We start from the raw sequence: 1002 nt of genomic DNA, 5'->3' as shown, positions 1-1002 counted from the left end.
GAATAAAAAAGTCGAGCTGAGCCTGCTAGTGCTTCCGCAATGGCTCGCGGGCAGTCCCAAGCAGGATGCGAACAGTCAGCCTTTTGGGGGTACGGCACAGGATGACGCCGTTTCTACAGAGCGGTGGGCTAGTGAACGTGCCCGCAGAGTCTCTCTGGTTGAGGTGCGTGGATCTTTGCCATCAAGCCTTGAACATGAAAAAACGCAAATAAGTACCGCCCAAGGAACAGTATCGGGACGAGGGGCCTACACGTGTGCATCGTGTGGTACGAAGCAAGGAGTTCTTGACTCTGTTCGGGCGACAGGCAAAGCTGCGCCGTTTGCAGCCTATGCTGTTCAGGGTCAGGCATCTTCACTTGCCAATCCGGCATACAACGGCAGATTTTTTACACCTTACACTGATTTCTATGCTCGCCAGGAGTCTGCCGCGACGCAAGAGTGGGAGGCAAGAAAGCATACGGACCTAGAGCCTTATTGGCCGAAATCTGTAATCCCACAGGGAATTACCACCACGGTCAAAGACGTCCTTCCTAACGGGCATGGCTTCACTCATTGGTGGACAATGTTTAACCCGCGGCAGAGGCTCGTCCACGCTTTGTTGCTGAAGACGATTTGCACCGTTGGAAGCTACTCAGAGTCCGCACGAGAGGTCGTGCTAGGTGCATTCCAGCAGTACCTGAGAAATCAGAATCTCTTTTGCATTTGGGACTCAGGTTACGACAAGCTGGTACCGCACTTCAGTAATAACAATTTTTACCCCAAGAATAACGCAGTAGAGAACAACGTCTTTGGAAAGACAGGTCGTGGGAACTGGCGCGCGAGTGTCGAAGGTGTTCTTGAGGGGCTCGAATGGGCTCGCAAGCCTTGGGATGTGGTGAGCACAGCTCATCTTGCAAGGGCGCAACCCCACTTGGCAGAACAATGTTCGGGGAAGAGTGAAAAAGTTAGCCCCGGAGATCCAGTTCAAGAGGTTGCGGTAAAGCTCGCATCGTCTACATCTCT

1 pseudogene is annotated in these 1002 nt (G+C 52.8%); it reads left to right on the top strand.

The features are described from left to right. Positions 1–1002, top strand: a pseudogene (locus E1J61_RS37975) (DUF1156 domain-containing protein); the annotation flags it as partial.

Source organism: Cupriavidus sp. L7L, assembly GCF_004353535.1.
Taxonomy (GTDB): Bacteria; Pseudomonadota; Gammaproteobacteria; order Burkholderiales; family Burkholderiaceae; genus Cupriavidus; species Cupriavidus oxalaticus_A.
This window is presented reverse-complemented; position numbering and strand designations above follow the sequence as displayed.